Source organism: Streptomyces panaciradicis, assembly GCF_023516615.1.
Taxonomy (GTDB): Bacteria; Actinomycetota; Actinomycetes; order Streptomycetales; family Streptomycetaceae; genus Streptomyces; species Streptomyces panaciradicis.
On the sequence record NZ_JAMGBF010000021.1, the window covers coordinates 1 to 5,106 of the forward strand.

4 protein-coding genes are annotated in these 5,106 nt (G+C 74.1%); all 4 read right to left on the bottom strand.

Going from position 1 to position 5,106, the window contains the following annotated elements; all coding sequences use genetic code 11:
• Window positions 1-62: 62 nt before the first annotated feature.
• Window positions 63-461 carry an NUDIX domain-containing protein gene (locus M8J74_RS09545; RefSeq protein WP_249835959.1) on the bottom strand — a complete coding sequence of 133 codons (399 nt, stop codon included), beginning with the start codon at window positions 459-461 and terminating at the stop codon, window positions 63-65.
• 2 nt (window positions 462-463) lie between these two features.
• Window positions 464-1,282 (bottom strand): TrmH family RNA methyltransferase, encoded by an 819-nt coding sequence (locus tag M8J74_RS09550; protein ID WP_058926445.1) that lies wholly within the window; start codon window positions 1,280-1,282, stop codon window positions 464-466.
• A gap of 64 nt (window positions 1,283-1,346) precedes the next feature.
• Complete coding sequence (gene cobA / locus M8J74_RS09555) at window positions 1,347-2,579, bottom strand: uroporphyrinogen-III C-methyltransferase (RefSeq protein ID WP_249835960.1); 1,233 nt, start codon at window positions 2,577-2,579, stop codon at window positions 1,347-1,349.
• 139 nt (window positions 2,580-2,718) lie between these two features.
• Window positions 2,719-5,106: nicotinate-nucleotide--dimethylbenzimidazole phosphoribosyltransferase (cobT, locus tag M8J74_RS09560; RefSeq protein ID WP_249835961.1), on the bottom strand; the 2,388-nt coding region annotated here is incomplete at its 5' end.

Here is a 5,106-nt window from a genome sequence, read left to right on the forward strand (position 1 = left end):
CCGTCACGGCCGACCCGCGCGTGCCAGACCCCGCGACGTCGAGCTGATCCGAACGACAGGCCCTAGGGCTCCAGGTTCGGCAGGACGTGGGTGAAGAACTCTCGGTCGCCGTCGAAGACCGGGGCCAGGGCGAGGAACTCCTCGGGGGTGACCCAGCGGAAGTCCCCCACCTCGTCGGGGTCGGGGACGACGTCGCCGGTGGACGCGTCGGCCGTCCACCAGTGGAGGCGGAAGCGGCCGTCGTCGGTCTCCGACTCCCAGACCTTGGCCAGGGGTGCCGCCGTGAGGCCGACCTCTTCGCGGACCTCCCGGACGACCGCCTCCGGCTGGCTCTCCCCGGGCTCGACCTTGCCGCTGAGGGGCTGCCAGTAGCCGGGGCGCACGACGCCGGGGCCGCGGCGGACGGCCAGCAGCCGGTCGCCGCGGCGCAGGATCGCGACGATCGCCTCGCCCCGCGGCACGGTCACCCCTGGGGGCGGCCGGTGGCCACCGCGTAGAAGGCGACCGCGGCCGCGGCGCCGACGTTCAGGGAGTCCACGCCGTGGGACATCGGGATGCGCACCCATTCGTCGGCGGCGACCAGTGCCTGCGTGGACAGGCCGTCGCCCTCGGCGCCGAGCATCAGGGCGACGCGGTCCATCCGGTGCGGGGCGGTCTCGTCGAGGGTCTTGGCCTTCTCGTCGGGGGTGAGGGCGAGCAGCGTGAAGCCGGCCTCGCGCACCGACTCCAGGCCCTTGGGCCAGGTGTCGAGGCGGGCGTAGGGGACGGAGAAGACCGCGCCCATGGAGACCTTGACGCTCCGGCGGTACAGCGGGTCGGCGCAGTCGGGCGAGAGCAGGACCGCGTCCATGCCCAGGGCCGCCGCCGAGCGGAAGATCGCGCCTATGTTGGTGTGGTCGTTGACCGACTCCATGACCACCACGCGGCGTGCCGTCTGCAGGAGTTCGGCCGCGGTCGGCAGCGGCTTGCGCTGCATCGAGGCGAGCGCGCCCCGGTGCACGTGGTAGCCGGTGACCTGCTCGGCGAGCTCCGGGCTGACGGCGTAGACCGGGGCGGGGAGCTCGTCGATGACGTCGCGCATGACGTCGACCCACTTGGCGGACAGCAGCATCGAGCGCATCTCGTAGCCGGTGTCCTTGGCCCGTCTGATGACCTTCTCGCCCTCGGCGATGAACAGGCCCTCGGCCGGTTCGCGTTTGCGGCGCAGCTCTACGTCGGTCAGGCCTGTGTAGTCGCGCAGGCGCGGGTCGTCGGGATCCTCGACGGTGATGAGATCGGCCACAGGGTGATACTGCCTTGTCCTGGGTGTGGTGCCAACGGCTGGGAGCGAGTTGTGTTACCCCGGGTTACGCCGAGGTCTCCGGGCCCACGTTCACGACGGCGCCGACGACGATGACCGCCGGCGACCTGACCTCCTGCGCGACGACGGTCTCGGCGACCGTGGCGAGGGTGGCGTCGACGCGCCGCTGGGCGGCCGTCGTGCCCTCCTGGATCAGCGCGACCGGGGTGTCGGGCGACTTGCCGTGCGCGATGAGCGTCTCGGCGACCTTGCCGATCGTTTTCACGCCCATGAGGATCACGAGCGTCCCGGTCAGCTTGGCGAGCGAGGGCCAGTCGACGAGGGAACGCTCGTCGTCAGGGGCGATGTGCCCGCTGACCACCGTGAACTCGTGTGCGACACCGCGGTGGGTGACCGGGATGCCGGCCGCACCCGGCACCGAGATCGAGCTGGAGATGCCGGGCACGACCGTGCACGGGATGCCGGCCTCCGCGAGCGCGTTGACCTCTTCCATCCCCCGGCCGTAGACGAACGGGTCGCCGCCCTTGAGCCGGACGACCGATTTGCCCTGCTTGGCGTGTTCGATCAGCGCGTTGTTGATGGCCTCCTGGGCCATGAAGCGCCCGAACGGCAGCTTCGCCGCGTCGATCACCTCGACGCCCGGGGACAGCTCGGCGAGCAGGTCGCGGGGGCCCAGGTGGTCGGTGATGACGACGTCGGCCTCGGCGAGCAGACGGCGGCCGCGCACGGTGATCAGGTCCGGGTCGCCGGGGCCGCCGCCGACCAGGGCGACGCCGGGGGTGCGGGTGCGGAAGTGCGGGGCGACCAGGGTGCCGTCGCGCAGGCCCTCGACGACCGCGTCGCGGATGGCGGCGGTGTGCCGGGGGTCGCGGCCGCGGGCGCGGCTGGTGAGGACGGCGACCGTCACGCCCTCGCTGGTGCCGGTGGCCGGGGTCCAGGCGGTGGCGGCGTCGGCGTCGTCGGAGCGCACGCACCACACGCGGTGGGCCTCCGCCTCGGCCGAGGCACGGACGTTCGCCTCGGTGTCGCTGGTGGCGATCAGGGCGTACCAGGCGTCCGCCAGGTCCCCCTCGGCGTACCCGCGCCGCTCCCAGGTGATCTCGCCGGCCTCCGCCATCGCCTCGACGGAGGGAGTCGCCTCGGGCGAGACGAGGAGGACGTCCGCGCCTGCCGCGACCAGGGCCGGGAGGCGGCGCTGGGCGACCTGGCCGCCGCCGAGGACGACCACTTTGCGGCCGGTGAGGCGGAGGCCTACGGGATAGGCGGGGTGTTCGGCCATGAGGGCGGCTCCTCGTCCTGGCAAAGCGATGGGCGCTACGGCGCTGGAGCAGCCCTGACGTGCGTGTTTCGGTGGTGCGCTCAGCCTACGGCCGGGACGGGGACGCCCGCTGTGACGGCGGTCCCATCCCGGCCGGGGCTCACTTCTCGGTGACGCCCGCCGAGTCGAAGGTCGCCACCTCGTGCATGGCACGGGCCGTGCTCTGCACCAGCGGCAGGGCGAGCAGCGCGCCCGTGCCCTCGCCGAGGCGCAGGTCGAGGTCGACCAGCGGGCGCAGGCCCAGCTTGTTCAGGGCGGCCACGTGACCGGGCTCGGCGCTGCGGTGGCCGGCGATGCAGGCCGCGAGGACCTCCGGGGCGATGGCGCGGGCGACCAGGGCGGCGGCCCCGGCGCTGACGCCGTCGAGGATCACCGGCGTACGCAGGGACGCTCCGCCCAGCAACAGGCCGACCATCGCCGCGTGTTCGAAGCCGCCGATCGCGGCGAGGACGCCGATGGGGTCGGCCGGGTCCGGCTGGTGCAGTTCGAGGGCGCGCCGGACCACCTCGGTCTTGCGGGCCAGCGTCTCGTCGTTGATGCCGGTGCCGCGGCCGGTGACCTCGGCCGGGTCGGCGCCGGTGAACACCGAGATCAGGGCGGCCGACGCGGTCGTGTTGGCGATGCCCATCTCACCGGTCAGCAGGGCCTTGTTGCCGGCGGCCACCAGGTCGCGGGCGGTCTCGATGCCCACCTCGATGGCCAGCTTGGCCTCCTCGCGGGTCATCGCGGGGCCGGTGGTCATGTCGGACGTGCCCGCGCGGATCTTGCGGGGCAGCAGACCCGGGGTCGCCGGGAGGTCGGTGGCCACACCGACGTCCACGACGCACACCTCGGCGCCGACTTGGCTTGCGAAGGCGTTGCAGACCGCGCCGCCGCCGAGGAAGTTGGCGACCATCTGCGCGGTCACCTCCTGCGGCCAGGGGGTGACGCCCTGGGCGTGGACGCCGTGGTCGCCGGCGAAGATCGCGACGGCTGCGGGCTCCGGAATCGGCGGCGGGCACTGCCGGGACAGGCCGGACAGCTGCGCGGAGATGATCTCCAGCATGCCGAGCGCGCCGGCCGGCTTGGTCATGCGCTTCTGCCGCTCCCAGGCCTCGCCGAGCGCCTTGGCGTCCAGCGGGCGGATCTGGGCGACGGTCTCGCCGAGCAGGTCGTGCGGCTCCTCGCCGGGCAGGGCGCGGCGGCCGTACGTCTCCTCGTGCACGACCCACGACAGCGGGCGGCGCTTGGACCAGCCTGCCTGCATCAGCTCGGGCTCGTCCGGGAACTCGTCGACGTACCCGACGCACAGGTAGGCGATGACCTCCAGGTGCTCGGGCAGGCCGAGCGCGCGGACCATCTCGCGCTCGTCGAAGAAGCTGACCCAGCCCACGCCGAGGCCCTCGGCGCGGGCGGCGAGCCACAGGTTCTCCACGGCGAGCGCGGCGGAGTAGGGCGCCATCTGCGGCTGGGTGTGCCGGCCGAGGGTGTGGCGGCCGCCGCGGGTCGGGTCGGCGGTGACGACGATGTTCACCGGGGTGTCGAGGATCGCCTCGATCTTCAGTTCCTTGAACTGCTTCGCCCGGCCCTTGGGCAGCGACTTCGCGTACGCGTCCCGCTGCCGCATGGCCAGTTCGTGCATGCTGCGCCGGGTGTCGGCGGAGCGGATGACGACGAAGTCCCACGGCTGCGAGTGGCCCACGGACGGGGCGGTGTGCGCGGCCTCCAGGACGCGCAGCAGCACCTCGTGCGGGATGGGGTCGCTGCGGAAGCCGTTGCGGATGTCGCGGCGCTCGCGCATCACCTTCAGAACGGCCTCGCGCTCGGCGTCGTCGTAGGCGGGTGCGGCCGGGCCGGTGGACTGTCGTACGTCTTCCACTGCGGCCTTGCTCTCTTCTTCCTGGTCGGCGCCCTGGGTGTCCAGGTCGTCCGCGTGCTGTACGGGTTCGGGGTCGGCCTCGCGCGGGGCGGGGACCGTGGCGGCCGGTTCCGGCGCCTGCGCCGCCTCCGGGGGGAGGGTGAGCGCGTGCGGCGGGGTCGGTGCGAGGTGCGGGGTGGTCGGCACGGAGCCGGTCACCGGCACGAACCGGCCGAGGGACGGGGTGTCACCGGCCGGCGGGGGCGTCTGCGCGGGGTCGGCGGGCTGGGGTACGGCCCCTGCCTCGACGAGCGGGCCGGGGACCTGGGCGAGGTGCTCGCCGTCCACGGGCTGGGGGGAAGGGTCGGTGGCGATGGTGGCGTCTCCGGTCGGTGCCGCGGAGCCGTCCGCCGGCTGCGGGGGCTGCGTCGGGTCGGGGGCCGACGGGAGGGTGGCTTCCGACTGCTCGGGGGTGACGACGGTGTCGGGGGCGTCCGCCGCCACGGCCACGGCCGGATCGACGACCTGGGCGGCGTCGAGGGGCGCGGCCTGCGGTACGGCGGCCTGGAGCGCCGGGCCTTCCAGGGCGTGGCCCGCCTCGGGGCCGGTCTGCGCTGCGGCCACGGCCGCCGGCTCGGCGCCCGGGGCGCC